Here is a 21,386-nt window from a genome sequence, read left to right as displayed (position 1 = left end):
GGGGAGGAAGCACATGTCGAGCGGCGTGAAGAAGATCCTCATCGTGGGTGTGGTCGCGCTCGTGCTGTTCTTCCTCATCACCCAGCCCACCCAGTCCGCCGACTTCGTCCACCGCGTGCTCGGGTGGCTGAAGGACGGCGCCGAAGCGATCGTCACCTTCTTCCGGACGCTTTTTTCCTGACCCTGGGCCAGTCCCGTGAACCGGCGCCGCAATCGGGTGCGCCGGCGGTCACCGCGTGTGTCATCGGCCGGTAAATCACTCAGCGTCACGAATCCCAGATTTCGGGCTCTACGCTCGACCATCCGGGTGGATTGCGACTGAAAACGCGCAGGTCGGCGAATTCGTGCCTGCCGGGGTCTGGCGAAGGAGACCACCCCGGCCCTACGGTGCTCACATTGCGTGATCAGGTGGTTCTCCGAACCCCTCGGGAACCCCGGTACGCAGGCAGTTTCCACTCAGCAAGGTGCACTTGGTGCTTGCGGCGCAGCCGCGTGGGACAGGTGTCAGGACCTGTCCGTCGGGGACCTATGAGGAGGCAGGGATGACCGGAGATCCCGGAGTGGACGCGTTGATCCGGCAGTGGGCCGCCGAGCGCGAGCAGACCCCCGAGGAGCAGGAGGTCGACCGCATCGCTTCCGCGTGGCTGGCCGACGCCCCCGCGCAGGCCCCGGGCATCCCCGGCCAGCGTGCCCGGTCGGGTTCCGCCCGCTGGGCCCAGGTCGAAGCGGCCGACCCCGGTTACCTCGACGCGATGCGCCGCAGGTTGCCGGAAGTGCCCGAAGAGCTTCTCACCGCCGCCGCGGGCTGGTGGCAGATGGTCGGCGGCGTCGCCGAGGCCGAGGAGTGGTGGGACGCCGGCATCAGCCCGCTCGACCAGCGGGCCCTCGACTACCGCGCGGCGGGACTCTCGCCGTCGGACCTCAGCCGTCGCCTCGGCCCGATGACCGTCCTGCAGCACCTGCGCCGCGGCAGCGCCCCGGCCTGGTGCGTGGCGCGGCTCGCGCGTCAGCAGAAGTCCGCCTGACCGTGATGTCCGCCTGACGGGGCGGACTTCACTCGGCCGGGTGAACCGGTGTGGTGAGACGATCTCGGCGACCCGCGTAACGCTAACCTGCGCGGGCTCGTTGACTGATCGTCGACAACCACACCGGAGGACCGGAGTTTCGTGCGCACGAGTACCGGAAAGACCGAGGACGACCCGATCGACTCCGTCGACGAGCCCGCCCCCGCTGCCCCGGCACCGCGCTCCGCGGGCGTCGCCGTCCTCACCCGGCTGATCGTGGTCTTCGTCGTGCTGGCCGTCGCCGGTGGCGGCGTCTGGCTCGTCACCCGCGCGTCGACGCCCGAGGCGGGCCCGACCACCACCGAGATCCCCGCCCTGCAGGTCAAGGCGGCCGACGTCCGCCCGGGCTCGGTCGTCCCGGCCGGCGGCGCCGTCGCGGGCGGGGCCGACCCGCAGACGCCGCCGCAGCAGCAGGCCCAGTCCCGCAGCGCCACCGGTCCGGCGACGCTCTCGCAGTGGGCGGGCCAGGTCGCCGCGGCCAGCGGCGTCCCGGCGCGGGCGCTGACCGCCTACGGCAACGCCGAGCTGGCGATGCGCGCGAACCAGCCGAACTGCAAGATCTCGTGGGCGACGCTCGCCGGCATCGGCCGGATCGAGTCGAACCACGGCCAGTACGCCGGCGCCGTGCTCGGCGCGGACGGCCGGCCGTCGAAGCCGATCATCGGCGTCCCGCTCGACGGCTCGTCCGGCGTCCAGGCCATCGGCGACACCGACGGCGGCCGCTACGACGGCGACGCGGGGGTCGACCGCGCGGTCGGGCCGATGCAGTTCATCCCCGGCACGTGGCGCAAGTGGGCGTCCGACGGCAACGGCGACGGCCTCGGCGACCCGCAGCAGATCGACGACGCCGCCCTCGCCGCGGCCCGCTACCTGTGCGCGGGCGGCCGTGACATGCAGAGCCCGTCGGGCTGGTGGGCGGGCATCCTGTCGTACAACAACTCGACCGAGTACGCGCAGAAGGTGTTCGGCCTGGCCGACGGCTACGCGAAGGCCGCCCAGTCGGTGCGCAAGCAAGGCTGAGCCCTAAACAACGCTGAGCCCCGGGCAACGCTGAGCCCACCAGCCGGTAAAGGGCCGCCGACCTGCGCTGAGAGCCCGGCCACCCCGGGCGCGGTCGATCGCCGCCCCTCAGCCGGCCAGTGCTAGCTTGGGCCTCGTGCCAGCATCCCCTCCGCCGGCGGGGTCCCCCTGGGGCCGCCGGCTCGCGATCGTCGCGACGTGCCTGGTGAGCCTGCTGATCTGCTGCGGACTCGCCTGGTGGCAGTGGGACCGGTTCACCTCGGCGAACGGCACCTTCCAGAACCTCGGTTACGTCCTGCAGTGGCCGCTGTTCGGGCTGTTCCCGGCCTTCATGTTCTGGCGGATCCGGCAGCTGCGGCAGAAGGCCGAGGCCGAACCGGCGCCGGAATCGGCCACAGCACCGGCCCCCGTCGCCGAAGTGCCCGCCCCTCGCTCTCGCCCCGGCGTGCCGACGCCGGTGGACGACGAGGACGAGGAGCTGGCCGCGTACAACCGTTACCTGCGCGAGCTGAACGCCCGCGACCAGCAGGCCGCAGAGTGAGGCCGCAAAGTGAGGACGTCCCGATGACCACCCGCACCGACGGCGCCGCGCAGACCGCGGTCCCGCTCACCGGCCCCCTGGTCCGGTTCCGCACCGCCGCCTACGTCACCGGCGTCGGCCTGCTCGGCCTGTGCTTCGTGATGGTGCTGCGCTACGGCTTCGACAACCCGACGCCGTCCGCGGTGTACTCGCCGATCCACGGCGTGCTGTACATGATCTACCTGGTGCTGACCATCGACCTGGCCATCAAGGCCCGCTGGTCGATCAAGGGCACCGTGCTGGTGCTGCTGGCCGGCTGCGTTCCGTTCGTTTCGTTCCTCGTGGAGCGCAAGGTGACGCACAAGGTCAAGGCCGGCCGGAAGCTGTAACCGGCCGCGGACGGCCTGCGCGCGTGACGCAGGCCGCCCGGGACGTCGTCGAACAGCTCAGCGGCTCAGCTGCCGATGCCGGTCAGGGACCGGACTTCCATCTCGGCGTGCTTCTCCGCGTTCGCCTTCGGCTTGCCGACCAGCGTGCCGACGATGCCGCAGAGGAACGAGAACGGGATCGAGACCAGGCCCGGGTTCTTCAGCGGGAACCAGGCGAAGTCGACGCCCTTGAGGATCGAGTCGGGGGCGCCCGACACGACCGGGGAGAAGACCACCAGGAGCAGGCACGCGGTCAGGCCGCCGTAGATGCCCCACAGCGTGCCGGTGGTGTTGAACCGCTTCCAGAACAACGAGAACAGCAGCGTCGACAGGTTCGCCGACGCCGCGACGGCGAAGGCCAGAGCCACCAGGAACGCGATGTTCTGGCCGTTGGCCAGCACCCCGCCGACGATGGCCAGCGCGCCGACCACGATCGCGGTCAGCCGGGCCACCCGGACCTCGTCGGCCGGTTCGGCCTTGCCGCGCTTGAAGATGTTCGCGTAGACGTCGTGGGCGAACGACGCCGACGCGGTGATCGTCAGCCCGGCGACCACGGCCAGGATCGTCGCGAACGCGACCGCGGCGATGATGCCGAGCAGCAGCGTCCCGCCGACGTGCAGGGCCAGCAGCGGCGCCGCCGAGTTCTCGCCGCCCGGGGCGCCCTTGATCTCGTCCGCGCCGACCAGCGCGGCCGCGCCGAAGCCGATCACCAGCGTGCACAGGTAGAACACGAACATGCACGCCGTCGCCCAGACGACCGAGCGGCGGGCCTCCCGCGAGTTCGGCACCGTGTAGAAGCGCATCAGCACGTGCGGCAGGGCCGCCGCGCCGAGCACCAGGGCCAGCGCCAGGGACACGAAGTCGAGCTTGGTGGTGCCGTTCTTGCCGTACGAGCCGCCCGGCTCGAGGAGCTTGTCGCCGAGCGGGCTGTTCTCGGCCGCCGAGGACAGCAGGTTCGAGAACCCGAAGCCGAACTTGCCGAACAGGAACACCGTCAGCAGCACGCCGCACATCAGCAGGATGGCCGCCTTGATGATCTGCACCCACGTGGTGCCCTTCATCCCGCCGACCAGCACGTACAGCACCATGATCAGGCCGACGACGCCGATCACCAGCGCCTGGCCGAGCTTGGAGTGCACGTTGAGCAGCAGCGCCACCAGGCCGCCGGCGCCCGCCATCTGCGCCAGCATGTAGAAGAACGAGATGACCAGGGTCGACGTCGCCGCCGCGGCGCGGACCGGGCGCTGCTTCATCCGGAAGCTCAGGACGTCGCCCATCGTGAACCGGCCGGTGTTGCGCAGCAGCTCCGCGATGAGCAGCAGGTCCACCAGCCACGCGACGAGGAACCCGATCGAGTAGAGGAAGCCGTCGTAGCCGTGGATCGCGATGGCGCCGGCGATGCCGAGGAACGACGCCGCCGACAGGAAGTCGCCCGACAGCGCGATGCCGTTCTGGCGGCCGGTGAACGCGCTGCCCGCGGCGTAGTAGTCCGACGTCGAGGAGTTCCGGGAGCTGGCCCGGTAGACGACGTACAGCGTGATCGCCACGAACAGGGCGAAAACGGCGGTGTTGACGATCGGGTCGCTGGCGGGCACACCCGCGGCGAGCACGGTCGCGGCCGTCGGCGCGGTCGGTGTCGTCATCGGGGCGTCCCTTCGGTCAGGCCCTCGCGGGCCCTCAGCTCGGCCACCCGCGGGTCGAGCTGGGTGCGGGCGTAGCGCAGGTAGAGCCAGGTGACGAGCGCGGTGCTGGCGAACTGGCCGATGCCGAGCAGGATGCCGACGTTGACCTGGCCGAACACCTTGGTGCTCATGAAGTCGTGCGCGTAGGCGGCCAGCAGAACGTAGGTCATGTACCAGGCGAAGAAGGCCAGGCTCATCGGGAAGACGAACCCGCGGAACCGCCGGCGCAGGGCGGTGAACTCGCGGCCGGCCTGGATCCCGGCGTAGTCGGGACCCGAGCGGGGACGGTGCTGGCGGTGCTGGCCGTGTCGGCCATCGGACGGGTGATCCCCGGTGAACAGGGCCGGCATCTGGCCGGTCTCTTCCAGGGCGTTGCCCGTCGCGGGGCGCGCGACGTCGTACATGGGTTGCCTCCGGCAGAAAGCCTTCCGTGGCGGCGGGGCTGCTGGCCCTGCGAGCAGGGCACCGGGCCGCCCTTGCGGACTGCGAAGCGCACATCGTAACTACGCCGTCCGGCTGCCCGAAAAGGCGCCGGGTCGTTTGCGGGTCACCGCGGCGCGGTATTCGTTTTCTTGTCGAAAATATCGAAACCCGGACTTCGTCGAGTTCGCGGACGGGTTACCCACAATGAGGAAAGAATTGTGACGCCGCGCTGTCCTACTTAGCGGTAGCCGGGGCAAATGGGCTAACCGTGCTGGACAGTCGTCAAGACGTGTCACCTGGAGTAGTCGTGAGGGTCCGGGGTCGCCTCGGAGAGGGTCCCCCCGGTGCGGGCGTGGCGGAGGAGATCCACTGGTCAGCCGCGCTCCCGAATGGAATCACCAGGTCGAGCGACGATCGGCCGGAATGCCACAACATCGGGCACACATTGAGACTTGACCCACTCGATGGGGGTACGGAGTGTAGATCGTCCGAGGGAACTTGGTCGGCCAGGTGGGCTAATCGGGTGACGGCCGGACGCTCACAACCGCCGCGTCCGGTAACCGGAATTCCCTCTTCCGCCCCGGCCGTGCAGAATGAGTCCGCCCACTACCGGGCCGGAAAGTACTTTTCGCAGGTCAGAGCCCGAGTCGGGAACACAATTGACCGGCCGGGCCGCGGGGGTACGATTCTTTGGCCCAGCTGACCGCAGCGATCCGATTGGCACCGATTAAGTTGATCTCGACGACCGTGCAGACCGCAACTTGCGCCGTGCACGTGCAGAGTCCCGGGAACGGGACGCCGGGACGGTGCTCGCTGCGCGCGGCCGGAGGGGCAGCCGGGGACGTGCGAGGGGGCCCGGGGAGCGGCTGGGCGGTGGCGGCACGACCGCCCGCCGGAACGCCGCGAGCCGGGACGCCGTGCGGCCGACGCGGATCCATGACGCCGGACAGGGAGTCACTCACGTGACCGTTGCAGGAGAAGGTCAGGTGCCCGTCGGGGAACTGCTCGGCCGAGCACCCCGGCGGTCGAAGGGGAAGGCCGTCTTGCAGGCGCTCGTGCGCTGGCGCGACTGGAGCCTCCCCGTCAAGCTCTCGGCCGTCACCGTCGTGCCCATCGTCCTCGCGATGGTGCTCGGCATCACGACGATCGCCGGCCAGGTCGGCCGCTCGGACGACTACCAGCGGCTCGACCGGCTCGTCGCGCTCGGCGTCCAGGTGCGCGCGCTCACCAGCGCGCTGCAACAGGAACGCACGGTCACCGCGGCGATGCTGACCGACGGCACCGTCGGCGGCACGCCCGAGCTGGCGACGGCCCGCAAGGCGACCGACGCCGCGGTCGGCCCGTTCACCGACGCGCAGGCCCGCGGGTCCGCCATCGAGCCCGGCGTGGCCGGGGCGGCGGGCGCGGCCACCGCGCAGGTCAACAACCTCGACTTCCTCCGCCGTCAGGTCGACGGCGGCCAGCTCGACCCGGGCCAGGCCGTCACCGCGTACTCCGGGGTCACCGGCGCGCTGATCGGCCTCGACACCGCGGCCACCGCCGGCGCCGGCGACGGCACCCTCGGCGGCACGCCCGCCGGGCTGCACGAGCTGCTCGTCGCGGGCGAGCAGGTGTCGCTCAGCCAGGCGATGGTGTCCTACGGCATCAACCGCGGCGCGCTCTCGCCGAGCGAGCTGGCCACCCTCCGCGCCGCCGAGCTGCGGCTGGCCGACCGGCTCGTCGACTTCCGGGCCGCGGCCGGCGACGCGCTGCAGCGCGACTTCTCGGCGATCGCCGAAGGCACCGACGCGCAGAGCCGCGCCCGGATGGTCGAGTCCGTGCTCGGCGCGCAGCCCGACACCGCGCGGGCCGCCTTCCGCGCCCTCTCCGCGACCGACTGGAACATCGCGTCCACGGCGATGCGGGCGCAGATCGCCCAGGTCGCCGACCGCCTCGGCACGCAGGCGTCGGACACGTCGTCGTCGATGGTCGAGGAGGCCAGCAGCGGCGCGGGCCTGCTCGCGGTGCTGCTGTTCGCCGCGCTGGTGCTCGCCGTCGCGGTCGTCTTCCTCATCACCCGCCAGCTGCTGCGCTCGCTGAAGGTGCTGCGCCGCAGCGCGCTCGACGTCGCCGAGACCGCGCTGCCCGAAGCCGTCCGCAACATCCAGGAGGGCCGCGCGCAGGGCACGGACGTCACGCCGGTGCCGATCCGCACCGACGACGAGGTCGGCGAAGTGGCGCGCGCCTTCGACAAGGTGCACCACCAGGCGCTGCGGCTGGCGACCGAGCAGGCCGCGATGCGCACCGGCTACGGCAGTGTGTTCGTCAACCTGTCCCGGCGCAGCCAGAGCCTGGTGCAGCGGCAGCTGCAGCTGATCGAGCAGCTGGAGCGCGACGAAGAGGACGCCGACCAGCTGGCGACGCTGTTCCAGCTCGACCACCTCGCCACCCGCATGCGGCGCAACAACGAGAACCTGATGGTCCTCTCCGGCGCCGAGCCGGGCCGCCGCTCCGGCAAGCCGGTCGGCACCACCGACATGCTCCGCGCCGCGGTGTCGGAGATCGAGCAGTACCAACGGGTCCAGGTGCAGCCGCCGCCCCCGGCGCGGATCGTCGGGTACGCCGCGAGCGACCTGATGCGCCTGGTCGCCGAGCTGCTGGACAACGCGACCGCGTTCTCCGCGCCGGAGACGTCGGTGACGGTGGCGTCGCGGCTGGGCGACGACGGCTCGCTCAACATCGACATCCTCGACAAGGGCATCGGCATGAACGAGGCCGAGGTCACCGAGGCGAACACCCGGCTGACCGAGGCCGGGTCGGTCGACCTGGCGACGTCCCGCCGGATGGGCCTGTTCGTGGTCGGCCGGCTGGCCAGCCGGCACCGGATCGGGGTGTCGCTGCACGGCGGCAAGGACATCGTCGGCGTCCGGGCCACCGTCGTCGTCCCGGCGGAGCTGGTGATGCCGGTGACCGACGGTCCGCTGACCGGCCAGATCGGCACGGTGCAGCAGTCGCCCCTGGGCTCGGCCGGCATGCTGCCGCGCCGTCAGGTCAACGGCAGCTCCCGCCCGCAGCCGGTCGTCCCGCAGCAGCCGCCGATGGGGGAGGAGCGGTGGCCGTCGGCCAGCGACCTCGCCGGGCTGGCCAACGGGCACGGCCCCGGCGCCGAGCGGCCGCCGACGGACCTGGAGATCTCGGGCACGGACCTGTTCGCCCCGATCCCGAAGGACGACCCGGCCCCGCCGCCGCGGCCGACCCTGCCGCCGGTGCCCGCGGTGCTGCCGGTGCCGCAGCCGCCGCGCCACGACGACCTGCCCTCGGGCAAGGACCTGTTCTCCGCCAACGAGACCACGCTCAGCGACTGGTGGCGGCACGCGACCGGGAAGCCGTCCCCGGCGGCCAAGCCCGCTCCCGCACCGGCCCCGGCCCCGGCGCTGGACCGCTCCGAGACGACGCCGATCTTCGACGAGATGCTGTCCGCGTGGTTCCGCGAGGACAAGCCCGCCGAGAAGCCGGCCACTGAGAAGCCGGCCGCCGAGAAGACCGCTACTGAGAAGACCGCTACTGAGAAGACCGCCGGGAAGCCGGTGCCGGCTGCCGCGACACCGGTCGTGGACGAGGAGTCCGTCGCCGACGAGGAAGCGGCGCCCGAAGAGGAGCCGGCCGCGGAGCAGGAGGGCCGCAGCTGGGACTTCGCGAGCGACGAAGAGTTCCGCACGGTCCAGGCGGTCACGAAGGCCGAGCCGACGGCGTTCACCGACGCGGGCCTCCCGCGCCGCCGCCGCGGCGAGCAGCTCATGCCGGGCAGCGCGACCTCCAGCCCGGCGGCCTTCGCCTCACCGGCCCCGGCGGGCTCGGACCTCCCGGTCCGCGACCCGGCGGACGTCCGCGGCCGCTTGAGCAGCTTCCAGCAGGGCGTGACCCGAGGCCGCCAGGAAGCCCGCGAAGCCGCGGCAGCCCAGGGCGCGGAGACGGGCAGCGAGCAGCAGGACGCGCTGCAGCAGGCGGACGCCCAGCCCGACGCTCAGCCGAGCCGCCAGAACGGCTTACCGCAGCCGGGCGAGAACGGGTCGTCGCAGGCGGGCGAGCAGAACGGGTTGTCGCCGGCGGAGCGGTGGTCGGGTCAGCCGGCCGGACTGCCGCAGGCCGGCGAGGACGAGTCGTACGGCTCGCTCGAGCCGGACGAGCAGTCGCCGGCCGAGTCGAACGGTCTGCCGCAGCAGGGGCAGCAGTGGTCGAGCCGGTCGAACGGGCAGCAGCAGTCCGGTCAGCAGAACGGTTTGCCGCAGTCAGGACAGCAGCCGAACGGTCAGCAGCAGCCGAACGGCCTGCCGCAGTCTGGTCGGCAGAACGGTCTCTCGCAGCCAGGCCAGCAGCCGAACGGACAGCCGCAGTCTGGTCAGCAGAACGGCCTGTCGCAGCCAGGCCAGCAGCCGAACGGCCTGCCGCAGCCGAACCAGGTGAACGGCCTGCGACAGCCGGGTCAGCAACCGAGCCAGCAGCAGCCGGGCGGGAAGCAACCTGGCCAGCGGCAGCCGGGCGGGCAGCCCGATCCCCAGCAGCCGGGCCAGCCGTCCGCGGCGCGGCATTCCGGTGGGTCGCAGCCGGGCCAGCCGTCGGGGTTCCACCAGTTCGGCGGGCCGCAGCCGGGTCAGCAGGCCGAGCAGCAGCAGTCCGACGAGTCGCAGTTTCCGCAGTCCGGTGGACCGCAGTTCCCGCAGTCTGATGGAACCCAGTTCCCGCAGCCCGGTGGGACCAAGTTCGCGCAGTCTGATGGAACCCAGTTCCTGCCGTCCGACGGGTCGCAGTTCCCGCAGTCCGGTGGGCCGGAAGCGGGGCCCTATCCCGGTTCCCGGCCGTCGGCGCCGCAGCGGGCGGCCTTTCAGCCGCCCGATGGGCAGCCCGGCGATCCGTCCCGGCCGGGGGCTTATCAGCCCGGCGGGCAGCAGGCGTTCCGGCCGCCCTCGGCCTACCAGCAGCCCGGCGATCGGCAACCCCGGCCGTCGGGGCCGCACCAGCCTGGTGGGCCCCAGGCGTACCGGCAGCCCGGCTCCGGGCAGTTCTCCCTGCCGCGGCAGTTCGGCGGGCAGCCGCCGACGCCGCCGCAGCCGGGGTCCGGCCGTCCGTTCCAGGAGCAGCCGCCGGGGGCCTACCGGCAGCCGTCGGCCTTCCCGCAGCCCGGACAACACCCGAGCCGGCCCGGACAGCAGCAACCGGGCCAGCAGCAACCGGGCCAGCAACAACCCGGACAGCAGCAACCGGGTCAGCAGCAACCTGGGCAACAGCAACCCGGTCAGCAGCAACCCAGTCAGCAACAACCGGGCCAGCAACCGGGCCAGCGGCCGGACCAGCAGGAGCTGCCCCAGCAGGGCGGACACCCCGCCTTCCAGGACCAGCCACCCCCGGCGCTGCCGACCCGGCGGCCCGGCTCGGCACCCGAGCCGGCCGAGCTGCCGGACGAGACTCCGACGCCCCGCCGGGAAGACGCCGCCCTGGAGGCGACGGCGGAGTGGAACTTCGGCTCGGACGAAGGCTGGCGGACCGTGCAAGCGGTGTCCCAGTCGGCGCCCGCCACGTTCACTTCGGCAGGATTGCCCCGGCGCCGCCGCGGGGAGCAGCTGCTCCCGGGCAGCGCCGCACCGCCCACCGGGGCCGCGGCCCCCCGACCACAACGCGACGCACACGACGTGCGCGGTCGCCTGCGCAGTTTCCAGCAGGGCATCGAGCGCGGACGCCACCGCAACGCTCGGGCGACCGAGACGAACCACGAGACACTGGAGGGTGAATGACCTCGCCGAGTAGCGCTCAGCCGACGCAGAATCAGTTCGGCTGGCTGGTCAACGACTTCGCCGAGCGAGTACCCGGCGTGGCGCACGCGGTGGTCGTCTCGGCGGACGGCCTGCTGCTGTCCGCGTCGAACCGGCTTCCGCTCGACCGGGCCGACCAGCTCGCCGCGGTCGCGTCGGGACTGGTCAGCCTGACTCAGGGCGCCGCACGGTGCTTCGAGGCCGGCGCGGTGAACGAGACGGTGGTGGAAATGGAGCTGGGGATCATGGTGCTGATGTCGATCAGCGACGGATCGTGCCTGGCCGTGCTCGCCGCCCCCAACTGCGACATCGGCCAGGTCGCGTACGAAATGACGATGCTCGTCGACCGGGTCGGCCAGATCCTGACCCCGGAGCTGCGCGCCCAGCTCCAGGGTTCGGGTGGGTCCCTGATCGGCGAACCGGTGGGATGATGGCGCGATGAGCACGGGTTCCGGATCTGCCGGCGAACCCCCGGAGGCGGAGGCCCCCGGTCATGGAGGCGACGGCACTTTTGCCGACGTCTTCAACGGGTTCTCCCTGGATTCCGGCCGTGCCCGCCGGAAGCGCAAGAAGGGCAAGGAGTCCCCGCCACCCCCGGCCGCCGGTGCGCACGCGGCCGCGGAACCGCCGGCGCCACCAGCGCCGTCGGCCGACCAAGGAGATCGAGTGACCTCTTTAGTCTCTCCACCCGGCAGTACCGACTCGGACGGCCCCCGACCAGGGGGTTTGTTCGATCCGGGCCCACCCAGCGGCGAGTTCGTGATGCCCGCGGTGTTCGAGCAGGCGCCCTCTCCCGAGGATCAGACGGCGATTGTCCGGCCCTACGCGTTGACCGGCGGACGCACTCGGGCAAACTACGCCCTGGAGCTGGAGACATTGGTCTCCGCGAGGGACTACGCTACCGGTGGCTTCCCCGAGGTTGCCGCGGAGCAGATCGAGTGCGTCTCGATCATGGAAGAGTGCCGGACCCCCCGTTCGGTCGCCGAAATCGTGTCGGTGATGCGGCTGCCTCTGGGCGTGGCCCGGGTGCTGATCAGCGACGCGGCGGACGCGGGGCTGGTCACGGTGCACAAGACGATAACGGGCAATGACGGCGCCGAGGCACATCTGGTGTTGATGGAAAGGGTTTTGAGTGGACTCCGTCGGCTTTAAGGCACCGCGGGAAACCGCGCCCCCGACCATGACATCCGCCAAGATCGTGGTGGCGGGCGGCTTCGGCGCGGGGAAGACGACGTTCGTCGGGTCGGTGTCGGAGATCGTTCCGCTCACCACCGAGGCGATGATGACCGACGCGAGCCGCGGCATCGACAACCTCGACCAGACGCCGAACAAGTCGACGACCACCGTCGCGATGGACTTCGGCCGGGTGTCGCTGGACGCGGATCTGATCCTCTACCTGTTCGGCACACCCGGGCAGCAGCGGTTCTGGTTCATGTGGGACGACCTGGTCCGCGGCGCCATCGGCGCGGTGATCCTGGCCGACACCCGCAGGCTGGCGGACTCGTTCGCGCCGATCGACTTCTTCGAGGACCGCGGTCTGCCCTACATCGTCGGCGTGAACACGTTCGACGGCGTACTGGAGCACGACATCAACGACGTCCGCGAGGCGCTGTCGATCGACCCGAACATCCCGATCGTCCGCTGTGACGCCCGGGACCGGGAGTCGACGAAGCAGACGTTGATCACGCTGGTCGAGTACGCGATGCGGCAGTGGATCGCGCTGCGGGCGGCCAGCGCGCGCTGACGCCGTCAGGGCCCGGGGGGAGTGCCCCGGGCCCGGCGTCGCGGCGCTGAAGCGCGCCCGCAACTCTCAGTATTCGTCGTGGCGGCGCCACCAGGAGCTGGGCGCGTCGTCGCCGTGGCTCTCCTCTTCCCAGGCCTCCTGCCGGCCGAGCGGGGTGACGTCGAGGTAGCGGTGCGACGCCAGGAACACCTCGCCGCCGCGGCCGGTGGTGAAGTACGTGCGGAAGACGTCGTCGCCCTCGCGCAGGAAGACGCTGACGCCGAAGCCCGCGCCGACCCCGCAGTCCTCGGTGAAGCTCGTGCCGTGCGCGGACACCCACGGCACGTCCCAGCCCATGCGCGTCCGGTACCGCTCGATCTCGGGCAGCGTCGCGGGCGCGACGACCTTGAACGTGACGTCGCGGGCGTGCAGGTGCGCCAGGTGCGGCAGGTTGTCGACCAGCAGCGAGCAGCCCGGGCAGCCCGCTTCGTCGCCCGGGTGCAGCATGAAGTGGTAGACGATCAGCTGGCGGCGGCCCTCGAACAGGTCGAGCAGGCTGACCTTCCCCTCGGCGCCGTCGAAGGGGTAGGTCGCGTCGAAGCGGACCATCGGCAGGCGACGGCGTTCGGCGGCGAGCGCGTCGGCCGCCTTCATGTGCTCCTTCTCCTTGACCAGCAGCGCGTCGCGCGCGGCCTGCCATTCCTGCGGGGAGACGATCGCGGTCATCGGGTGTCCTCTCGTCGGGTGGGGAAGGAGCCGGCCAGGTCGGCGAAGCTGGAGGTCCAGCCGTCGTGGTGGCCGTCGCGTTCGCGGGTGTCGAGGGTGACGGCGCACCCGGTGAACCCGCTCGGGCCCAGCCGGCTCGCCAGGTGGTCCGGGTCGGTCCACGCCGTGAACACGAGCTCGCGGGGCGCGTCGAAGACGCGGGTGATGGTCAGTGCGGAGTCAGGCACCTTCGGCTCCTTTCCGCAGCTCCCGCAGGTGCTCGTCGAGGCGGTCGAAGCCGCCCTCCCAGAACCGGCGGTAGGCGGCCACCCAGTCGGCGACGTCCTCCAAGGGTTTCCCCTCCAGCCGGCAGGGCCGCCACTGGCGGGTGCGGCCGCGGGTGATCAGCCCGGCCTGTTCCAGCACCTTCAGGTGCCGGGACACCGCGGGCAGGCTCATCGGCAGCGGCCCGGCGAGCTCGTTGACCGTCGCCTCGCCGGCGGAAAGCCGGGCGAGGATGGCGCGCCGCGTCGGGTCGGCGAGCGCCGAGAACGTGCGGCTCAGGTGATCGGTGGCAGTCGTCATTTCAGCACCTTGTTAATTAACGGATTGGTTAAACATAGCGTCCAGCTGGTGGTTGTCAAGGTGCGCCCGAGCCGCCGTGAGACCCGCGTCACCGGCCATCGGGTTTCCAATAGTAGGAAGTCAAAGTATTTTGGGGGGATGAGCAGTGAGCTGTACCGCCCCGCGCACCCCGTCCGGTTCGTCACGGCGTCGAGCCTGTTCGACGGCCACGACGCGTCGATCAACATCATGCGGCGGATCCTGCAGTCGCAGGGTGCGGAGGTCGTGCACCTCGGCCACAACCGGTCGGTCGACGAGGTGGCCACCGCGGCCATCGCCGAAGACGTCCAGGGGGTGGCCATCTCGGCCTACCAGGGCGGGCACGTCGAGTACTTCTCCTACCTGGTCGAGCTGCTGCGCGAGCGCGGCGCCGGCCACATCAAGGTCTTCGGCGGCGGGGGCGGGGTGATCGTGCGCGAGGAGATCGACCTGCTCCACTCGCGCGGCGTCACCCGGATCTTCTCGCCCGAAGACGGCTACGAGATGGGCCTGCCGGGCATGATCAACATGATGATCAAGGCCTGCGACGTCGATCTGGCGGGCGACGGCCCGGCCCTCGACAAGGTGCTGTCCGGGGACGTCGCCGCGCTCTCCCGCGTCATCACGCAGCTGCAGGCCGAGCGCCTGTCCGGCGACGTGCTGAGCGGGATCGCCGAAGCCGCGGCCAAGCGGGAGGTGCCGGTCCTCGGCATCACCGGCACCGGCGGCTCGGGCAAGTCGTCACTCACCGACGAGCTGATCCGGCGCTTCCGGCTGGACCAGGAGGACAAGCTGCGGATCGCGGTGCTCGCGGTCGACCCGTCGCGGCGCAAGGGCGGCGGCGCGCTGCTCGGTGACCGCATCCGGATGAACTGCCTCGACGGCTCCCCGGTGTACTTCCGCTCGCTGGCCACCCGGACGACGTCCGGCGAGATCCCGGCCGGCCTGAGCGAGTCCATCCTGGCCTGCAAGGCCGCCGGGTTCGACCTGGTGATCGTCGAGACGCCGGGCATCGGCCAGGGTGACGCCGGGATCGTCGATTTCGTGGACCAGTCGCTGTACGTGATGACGCCGGAGTTCGGCGCCGCGTCGCAGCTGGAGAAGATCGACATGCTCGACTTCGCCGACGTCGTCGCGATCAACAAGTTCGAGCGCCGCGGCGCCGAGGACGCCCGCCGCGACGTCGCCCGCCAGCTGGTGCGCAACCGCGAGGCGTTCGAGTCCGGCCCGGACGACATGCCGGTGTACGGCACGAGCGCGGCGAAGTTCAACGACGACGGCGTCACCGCGCTGTACCAGCAGCTGCGGGGCCTGCTCGCCGAGCGCGGCCTGACCGTCTCGGCCGGGACGTTGCCGCAGGTCGAGGGCAAGGTTTCGACGGACGCGAGCACCGTCATCCCGGGCACCAGGGCCCGCTACCTGGCCGACATCGCCGAGACCGTCCGCGGGTACCACGCGACGACGGAGAAGCAGGTCGCCGCGATCCGCAAGCACGAAGCGCTGACGACCGCCCGCGAGGAACTGTCCAAGGTGGACGCGTCGACCGACGCCCTCGACGGGCTGCTCGCCACCGCGAAGTCCGATGTGGACGGCGAAGCGACCGCGCTGCTCGAACGCTTCCGCGCACTGGCCGAGGAATACCGCCAGGACGAGCTGGTCGTGAAGATCCGCGACAAGGAGCTGCGCACCCAGCTGTGGCGCGACACGCTGTCCGGCAACCGCATCCCGCGCGTCGCCCTGCCGCGGTACGCCGAGTCGGGCGAGCTGCTGTCGTTCCTGCGCCGCGAGAACCTGCCTGGTTACTTCCCTTACACCGCCGGTGTTTTCCCGTTCAAGCGCGACGGTGAGGACCCGGCCCGGATGTTCGCCGGCGAGGGTGACGCGTTCCGCACCAACCGCCGGTTCAAGATGCTCTCGGCCGACTCCGAGGCCAAGCGCCTCTCGACGGCGTTCGACTCGGTGACGCTCTACGGCCACGACCCGCACACCCGTCCCGACATCTACGGCAAGGTCGGCACCTCGGGGGTGTCCATCGCGACGCTCGAGGACATGAAGGTCCTCTACGACGGCTTCGACCTGACCGCGCCGAACACGTCGGTGTCGATGACGATCAACGGCCCGGCGCCGACGATCCTGGCCTACTTCCTCAACACCGCGATCGACCAGCGCGTCGAGGCGTTCAAGGCCGAGTACGGGCGCGACCCGTCCGAGGACGAGGCCGCCGAGCTGCGCGAGTGGGCGCTCAAGAACGTGCGCGGCACGGTGCAGGCCGACATCCTCAAGGAGGACCAGGGCCAGAACACCTGCATCTTCTCCACCGAGTTCAGCCTCCGGATGATGGCCGACATCCAGGAGTGGTTCATCGGACACGGCGTCCGCAACTTCTACTCGGTGTCGATCTCCGGCTACCACATCGCCGAGGCCGGGGCGAACCCGATCTCACAGCTGGCGTTCACGCTGTCCAACGGCTTCACCTACGTCGAGTCGTACCTGGCGCGCGGCATGGACATCAACGACTTCGCGCCGAACCTGTCGTTCTTCTTCTCCAACGGCATGGACGCCGAGTACACGGTGCTCGGCCGGGTGGCGCGGCGGATCTGGGCCGTGGCCATGAAGGAGCGTTACGGCGCGAACGAGCGGTCGCAGAAGCTCAAGTACCACGTGCAGACGTCCGGGCGGTCGCTGCACGCGCAGGAGATGAGCTTCAACGACATCCGCACCACGCTGCAGGCGCTGTGCGCGCTCTACGACAACGCGAACTCACTGCACACCAACGCGTTCGACGAGGCGGTCACCACGCCGTCGGAGTCGTCGGTGCGCCGCGCGATGGCCATCCAGATGATCATCAACAAGGAGTGGGGCCTGTCGAAGAACGAGAACCCGCTGCAGGGTTCGTTCGTCGTCGACGAGCTGACCGACCTGGTCGAGGAAGCGGTGCTGGTCGAGTTCGACCGCATCTCCGAGCGCGGCGGCGTGCTCGGCGCGATGGAGACCGGCTACCAGCGCGGCAAGATCCAGGACGAGTCGATCCTGTACGAGCGCAAGAAGCACGACGGCTCGCTGCCGATCATCGGCGTCAACACCTTCCGCAACCCGCGCGCGGGCGAGGACGACATCGAGGTCGAGCTGGCCCGCGCGACCGAGGACGAGAAGAAGTCCCAGCTGGACCGCCTGTCGGACTTCCAGCACCGCCACAAGGAAGACGCCCAGCAGGCCCTCAAGGCCCTGCGCGAGGCGGCCACCCGCGGCGGCAACCTGTTCGGCGTCCTGATGGACGCGGCCCGGGTCTGTTCACTGGGCCAGATCACGGAAGCGTTCTTCGAGGTCGGCGGCCAGTACCGCCGCAACGTCTAGCGCGCCACGCCCGGCCGCCTGAGAATCGGCGGCCGGGCATGGCGCCGGTCACCCGGCCGAACGCACCGCCGTCAGCTGCCAGACCGGTACCAGCACCCGCCCGTTCGCGTCGGTGTCCAGGGCGGCCAGTGCGGACGTGTCGGCCGAGGGGTCGAGGAACGCCTGGACGCTGGCCTGCAGCTCCTGCGCGTCGAACGCCGTCGTGTAGACGGCGGGTTCGAGCCGCTCGATCGTCCAGTCCTTGCCGACGGTCTCGCGCAGGTTGGCCTCGCTGATCAGGTACGGCGCCGGGAACGCGTTCGGCACCTCCGGCGAGAAGCAGAAGAGGTGCAGCCGCGCGCCCGGCCGGGTCGCGCGGGTCAGCGCGGCCAGGTACTCGCGCCGCGCGTCCTCGTTCAGGCAGTGGTAGAGCGCGCTGTCGAGCACCGTGTCGAAGCGGCCTTCGTAACCTTCGAGCTTCGTCGCGTCGGCCACGGCGAAGGTGACTCCCGGGGCGCGGGTGCGGGCCTGCTCGACGGCCGACGGCGCGCCATCCAATCCGGTGACGCTCAGCCCGCGCGAGGCGAGGAACCCGGAGTTGTCGCCGAGGCCGCAGCCGATGTCGAGCACCTCGCCGATGAACCCGCCGGCGTCGGCCAGCGCGACCACCAGCGGCTGCGGCGCGCCGAGGTCCCACGGCATCTTCCGGCCGATCGGGGTGGCGCCGCGGTAGGCCTGCTCGAAGTCAAGATCTTCGGCGCTCGTGCCCGGATTCGTCATCCTTGCCCCCTTATTCAACGTATGATGAGATAACTCCATCGTGCGACGGTCGGTGGCCGGCTGTCAACCCGGGGAATACGGCGGCGGAGCGAGGGGTAGTCGTTGGTATGAAATTCGGGATCTCGACGTTCGTGACCGACGAGGGCATCCGGCCGGACGTGCTGGGCGCCGCGCTGGAGGAACGCGGGTTCGACTCGCTGTTCCTGGCCGAGCACTCGCACATCCCCGTGAGCCGCGACAGCGCGTACCCGGGCGGCGGCGACCTGCCGGAGAAGTACAAGCGCACGCTCGACCCGTTCGTGGCGCTCACCGCGGCCGCGACCACGACGTCGGAGCTGCTGCTCGGCACCGGCATCGCGCTGCTGATCCAGCGTGACGTGATCCACACCGCCAAGGAGGTCGCCTCGCTCGACCTGATCTCCGACGGCCGCGCGCTGTTCGGCGTCGGCGTCGGCTGGAACCGCGAGGAGATGGCCAACCACGGCACCGACCCGAAGACCCGCGGCGCGCTGATCGACGAGCAGCTGGCCGCGCTCAAGGAGATCTGGACGAAGGACGAGGCCGAGTTCCACGGCGAGCACGTCGACTTCGACCCGATCTACGCCTGGCCGAAGCCGGTCCACCAGCCGCACCCCCCGATCTACATCGGCGGCGAGAGCGAGGCCGCGATCAAGCGGCTGATCAAGTACGGCGACGGCTGGCTGCTGCGCGGGAACCTGCACTTCGACGAGGCCAAGAAGGTTCGCGACCGGCTCGACGCCGAAGGCCGTGAAGACGTCCAGTTCGCCGTCTTCGGCGGCGACACGAAGGCCAAGGTGATCGACGGCTTCCGCGACGCGGGCGTCGAGCGCTACACGTTCATGCTGGAGACCCTGCCGGAGGCCGAGACGCTCAAGGCGCTCGACGAGCTCGCCGAGGTGGCGGCGGCGCACCGGTGATCGTGGTTCGATGGCGGGAGAGGATCAAGATGAAGGAGCAGGACGCGTGAGTGAAGTGCAAATCGGTCTCGCCGCGGCGCTGGAGCAGTTCTCGCCGCGGGAGTCGATCCGGCTGGCGAAGCTGGCCGAGGAGCAGGGGTTCTCCGGCCAGATGGCCGCCGACCACTTCCAGCCGTGGGTGCCCCAGCAGGGTGAGGCCTCGTTCGTGTGGAGCGTGCTGGCGTCGCTGGCCGAGAACACGACCGGTGACCTCGGCCCGGGCGTGACGTGCCCGTCGTTCCGGCTGCACCCGGCGATGGTCGCGCAGGCCGCGGCCACCCTCGAGGCGACCTACCCGGGCCGGACCTGGCTGGGCATCGGTTCCGGCGAGGCCCTCAACGAGCACATCGTCGGCGGCTACTGGCCGGAGGCCCCGGAGCGGGTCCGGCGGATGTTCGAGGCCCTCGAGATCATCCGGAAGCTGTTCACCGGCAAGGACGTCAAGCACTCGGGCGAGTTCTTCAAGCTGCACAACACGCGCTTGTGGACGCTGCCCGACGGCCCGCCGCCGCCCGTCTACATCGCCTCCGCGGGCCCGTACACCTCCCGCAAGACCGGTGAGCTGGCCGACGGCCTGATCACGCCCGGCGCGTCCATCGACAAGCTGGCCGGGATCGTGGACAACTTCAACCAGGGTGCGAAGAAGGCCGGCAAGGACCCGGACTCGATGCCGAAGCTGCTGCAGGTGCACCTGTCGTGGGCCGAGGACGACGAGACGGCCTGGGCCAACGCCCTGGACCAGTGGCCCAACGGCGGCATGAAGTTCCCGAAGGCCGACGTCCGCTCGCCGTTCGACTTCGCGCAGATGGCGAAGCTGGTGCGGCGCGAGGACTTCGAGGGCCGCATGGTCGTCTCGAGCGACCCGGACGTGCACCGCGCGGCGCTGCAGAAGTACGTCGACGCCGGCTTCAACCGGATCTACATCCACAACGTGGGCCGCAACCAAGACGAGTTCCTGAGCACCTTCGGCAAGGAAGTCCTCCCGAAGCTCAACGCTTAGCGGCTCAGCGGGCGTCCCCGCTCCGGGGGCGCCCGCCCGGCCACGGGCCCAGCTCCGGCAGGTCGCCGGTGAGGCCGTCGCCGGTGTCCCTTCCGGACAGCCACGCGGCGAGCGCGCGTGGTGGCCCGGTGACGATCGCGTCGTGCGGCAGGCGTTCCTTGAGGAAGTCCACGGCGTGTTCGCAGAAGTCGCCCGGCCAGTCGGCCGGGGTCGCGGCTCCGACGTCGACGGCGTGGATCCAGACCTCGCGCCAGCGCGCGAACACCGTGCTGGACAGCTTCCCGTCGCGGTAGTTCACCGGCTGGTCCCAGTCGGCGACGCGGCTCCACGCGACTTCCAGTCGTTCGGAGTGCTCGCGCAGGGCGTTCCGGTGTTCGTCGGCGGTCCGGTCCGCGGTGGCCTCGATGATGCCGTCGCGGTCGTGCGTCGCCGGGTCGTAGAGGGGGATCAGCACCCCGCGCCCGGCGTGCTCCACCAGGTCCGCCAGTGCGCGTCCGGCGTCCGTGACGTGGGCCAGGACGTGCCCGCGCGTCCACCCGGGCAACGCCGTGGGTGCGCCGACGTCGGCGTCGGTCAGGCCGCCAAGGGCGCGGAGGAGGTGGCGGTGCGCGTCGGCGACCCCCGCCGTCGGGATCACTTGTCGAGCAGCAGGTGGACCGACAGTTCGAGGCGGTTCGCGACGTCGGCGGCCGACGCGCGGCGGGTCACCCACGCCACCAGGTTCGCCATCCAGACGTCCGCGACGACGTGGAAGATGTCGCGGTCGGCCTCGGTCGGGTCGGTGATGCCCATCGCCTGGGCGAACATGTTCTCCATCAGCAGGCCGACCTGCTCCACCTCGGCCGCGGCGGACGTGTCGGCGAACATGAACGCGCGCACCATCGCCTCGGTGAGGTGCGGGTCGCGCTGCATCAGCCGCGTGTTGCGGCCCAGCACGAACATCAGCCGCTCGGCCGGCGTCTCACCCGGGATGGCTTGGCGCTCCAGCTTTTCCTGCGCCCGCTCGAACTCGCGCGCCAGCCCGGAGACGAGCAGGTGGATCTTCGACGGGAAGTACCGGTAGAGCGTGCCGAGGGCGACGTCCGCCTTCTCCGCGACGGCCCGCATCTGGACGGCGTCGTAGCCGCCCTTCGAGGCCAGGGCGAGGGTCGCGTCGATGATCCGGCGACGGCGGTCGCGCTGGGCGGCCGAACCGAGCTCGTCGGCGCCGATCGCGCTCAGCCCGTTACCACGCGCCTTGGTCGGTGCCTTGGCTTTGCCGGGCATCGGCTTCCCCCGTCCTTCGGAACTTGTTCCAGTTCACGACGTAGAGTACCTGTCCTGGCGAAACGTTCAACAAATG

General features: G+C 70.9%; 20 protein-coding genes. 12 read left to right on the top strand and 8 right to left on the bottom strand.

What is annotated here, in order from left to right; genetic code table 11:
- The first annotated feature begins 13 nt into the window (after window positions 1–13).
- From OG570_RS46315 to OG570_RS46295, 5 genes are all read left to right on the top strand, one after another.
- Window positions 14–181 carry a hypothetical protein gene (locus OG570_RS46315; RefSeq protein WP_323333010.1) on the top strand — a complete coding sequence of 56 codons (168 nt, stop codon included), beginning with the start codon at window positions 14–16 and terminating at the stop codon, window positions 179–181.
- Between the two features lie 361 nt (window positions 182–542).
- A complete protein-coding gene (locus tag OG570_RS46310; RefSeq protein WP_247063287.1) occupies window positions 543–1,025 on the top strand; it encodes a helix-turn-helix transcriptional regulator in 483 nt (160 codons plus the stop codon).
- Window positions 1,026–1,166: 141 nt separating this feature from the next.
- Window positions 1,167–2,084, top strand: coding sequence for a lytic transglycosylase domain-containing protein (locus OG570_RS46305; protein ID WP_247063288.1), 918 nt, complete (start codon window positions 1,167–1,169; stop codon window positions 2,082–2,084).
- A gap of 136 nt (window positions 2,085–2,220) precedes the next feature.
- A complete protein-coding gene (locus OG570_RS46300) occupies window positions 2,221–2,625 on the top strand; it encodes a hypothetical protein (RefSeq protein ID WP_442788236.1) in 405 nt (134 codons plus the stop codon).
- A 23-nt stretch (window positions 2,626–2,648) separates the two neighbouring features.
- Window positions 2,649–2,993, top strand: coding sequence for a DUF3817 domain-containing protein (locus OG570_RS46295; RefSeq protein ID WP_326947572.1), 345 nt, complete (start codon window positions 2,649–2,651; stop codon window positions 2,991–2,993).
- A gap of 65 nt (window positions 2,994–3,058) precedes the next feature.
- On the opposite strand, the gene OG570_RS46290 is transcribed toward OG570_RS46295, so the two are convergent.
- Window positions 3,059–4,675: a solute symporter family protein gene (locus OG570_RS46290; protein ID WP_326954902.1), complete on the bottom strand. Its 1,617-nt coding sequence runs from the start codon at window positions 4,673–4,675 to the stop codon at window positions 3,059–3,061.
- Window positions 4,672–5,118, bottom strand: coding sequence for a DUF485 domain-containing protein (locus tag OG570_RS46285; protein ID WP_326954901.1), 447 nt, complete (start codon window positions 5,116–5,118; stop codon window positions 4,672–4,674). Before OG570_RS46285 ends, OG570_RS46290 begins: the two co-directional genes overlap by 4 nt.
- A 1,005-nt stretch (window positions 5,119–6,123) precedes the next feature.
- Here OG570_RS46285 and OG570_RS46280 point away from each other — a divergent pair.
- The 4 genes from OG570_RS46280 to OG570_RS46265 are packed head-to-tail and all read left to right on the top strand — an operon-like array spanning window position 6,124 to window position 12,667.
- Complete coding sequence (locus OG570_RS46280; RefSeq protein WP_442788358.1) at window positions 6,124–10,905, top strand: nitrate- and nitrite sensing domain-containing protein; 4,782 nt, start codon at window positions 6,124–6,126, stop codon at window positions 10,903–10,905.
- Window positions 10,902–11,354: a roadblock/LC7 domain-containing protein gene (locus tag OG570_RS46275; protein ID WP_247063292.1), complete on the top strand. Its 453-nt coding sequence runs from the start codon at window positions 10,902–10,904 to the stop codon at window positions 11,352–11,354. The genes OG570_RS46280 and OG570_RS46275 overlap by 4 nt, the downstream gene beginning before the upstream one ends.
- Before the next feature lie 7 nt (window positions 11,355–11,361).
- Window positions 11,362–12,075 carry a DUF742 domain-containing protein gene (locus OG570_RS46270; protein WP_247063293.1) on the top strand — a complete coding sequence of 238 codons (714 nt, stop codon included), beginning with the start codon at window positions 11,362–11,364 and terminating at the stop codon, window positions 12,073–12,075.
- Window positions 12,056–12,667 (top strand): GTP-binding protein, encoded by a 612-nt coding sequence (locus OG570_RS46265; RefSeq protein ID WP_326954899.1) that lies wholly within the window; start codon window positions 12,056–12,058, stop codon window positions 12,665–12,667. The genes OG570_RS46270 and OG570_RS46265 overlap by 20 nt, the downstream gene beginning before the upstream one ends.
- Before the next feature lie 66 nt (window positions 12,668–12,733).
- On the opposite strand, the gene OG570_RS46260 is transcribed toward OG570_RS46265, so the two are convergent.
- The 3 genes from OG570_RS46260 to OG570_RS46250 are packed head-to-tail and all read right to left on the bottom strand — an operon-like array spanning window position 12,734 to window position 13,936.
- Complete coding sequence (locus OG570_RS46260) at window positions 12,734–13,372, bottom strand: DUF899 domain-containing protein (RefSeq protein ID WP_326954898.1); 639 nt, start codon at window positions 13,370–13,372, stop codon at window positions 12,734–12,736.
- A complete protein-coding gene (locus OG570_RS46255) occupies window positions 13,369–13,599 on the bottom strand; it encodes an SRPBCC domain-containing protein (protein ID WP_326947577.1) in 231 nt (76 codons plus the stop codon). Before OG570_RS46255 ends, OG570_RS46260 begins: the two co-directional genes overlap by 4 nt.
- Entirely contained in the window at window positions 13,592–13,936 is a 345-nt protein-coding gene (locus tag OG570_RS46250; RefSeq protein WP_326954897.1) for an ArsR/SmtB family transcription factor, read from the bottom strand. The genes OG570_RS46255 and OG570_RS46250 overlap by 8 nt, the downstream gene beginning before the upstream one ends.
- Before the next feature lie 138 nt (window positions 13,937–14,074).
- Here OG570_RS46250 and icmF point away from each other — a divergent pair, with 138 nt between their 5' ends.
- Window positions 14,075–17,308, top strand: coding sequence for a fused isobutyryl-CoA mutase/GTPase IcmF (gene icmF / locus OG570_RS46245; RefSeq protein WP_326954896.1), 3,234 nt, complete (start codon window positions 14,075–14,077; stop codon window positions 17,306–17,308).
- Between the two features lie 48 nt (window positions 17,309–17,356).
- Here icmF and OG570_RS46240 read toward each other — a convergent pair whose 3' ends face one another.
- Window positions 17,357–18,067: a class I SAM-dependent methyltransferase gene (locus tag OG570_RS46240; protein WP_326954895.1), complete on the bottom strand. Its 711-nt coding sequence runs from the start codon at window positions 18,065–18,067 to the stop codon at window positions 17,357–17,359.
- A 107-nt stretch (window positions 18,068–18,174) separates the two neighbouring features.
- Here OG570_RS46240 and OG570_RS46235 point away from each other — a divergent pair, with 107 nt between their 5' ends.
- Together OG570_RS46235 and OG570_RS46230 are read left to right on the top strand one after the other, a co-directional pair.
- The gene (locus OG570_RS46235) at window positions 18,175–19,005 is read left to right on the top strand and encodes an LLM class F420-dependent oxidoreductase (protein ID WP_326954894.1); all 831 of its coding nucleotides are present in this window, start codon (window positions 18,175–18,177) and stop codon (window positions 19,003–19,005) included.
- 46 nt (window positions 19,006–19,051) lie between these two features.
- A complete protein-coding gene (locus OG570_RS46230) occupies window positions 19,052–20,044 on the top strand; it encodes a TIGR03557 family F420-dependent LLM class oxidoreductase (RefSeq protein ID WP_326954893.1) in 993 nt (330 codons plus the stop codon).
- 4 nt (window positions 20,045–20,048) lie between these two features.
- Here OG570_RS46230 and OG570_RS46225 read toward each other — a convergent pair whose 3' ends face one another.
- Together OG570_RS46225 and kstR are read right to left on the bottom strand one after the other, a co-directional pair.
- The gene (locus OG570_RS46225) at window positions 20,049–20,681 is read right to left on the bottom strand and encodes a maleylpyruvate isomerase family mycothiol-dependent enzyme (RefSeq protein ID WP_326954892.1); all 633 of its coding nucleotides are present in this window, start codon (window positions 20,679–20,681) and stop codon (window positions 20,049–20,051) included.
- Entirely contained in the window at window positions 20,678–21,310 is a 633-nt protein-coding gene (gene kstR, locus OG570_RS46220; protein WP_247063307.1) for a cholesterol catabolism transcriptional regulator KstR, read from the bottom strand. Before kstR ends, OG570_RS46225 begins: the two co-directional genes overlap by 4 nt.
- Between the last annotated feature and the right edge of the window lie 76 nt (window positions 21,311–21,386).

Origin of the sequence: Amycolatopsis sp. NBC_01286 (genome assembly GCF_035982555.1) — a bacterium.
Taxonomy (GTDB): domain Bacteria; phylum Actinomycetota; class Actinomycetes; order Mycobacteriales; family Pseudonocardiaceae; genus Amycolatopsis.
This window is presented reverse-complemented; position numbering and strand designations above follow the sequence as displayed.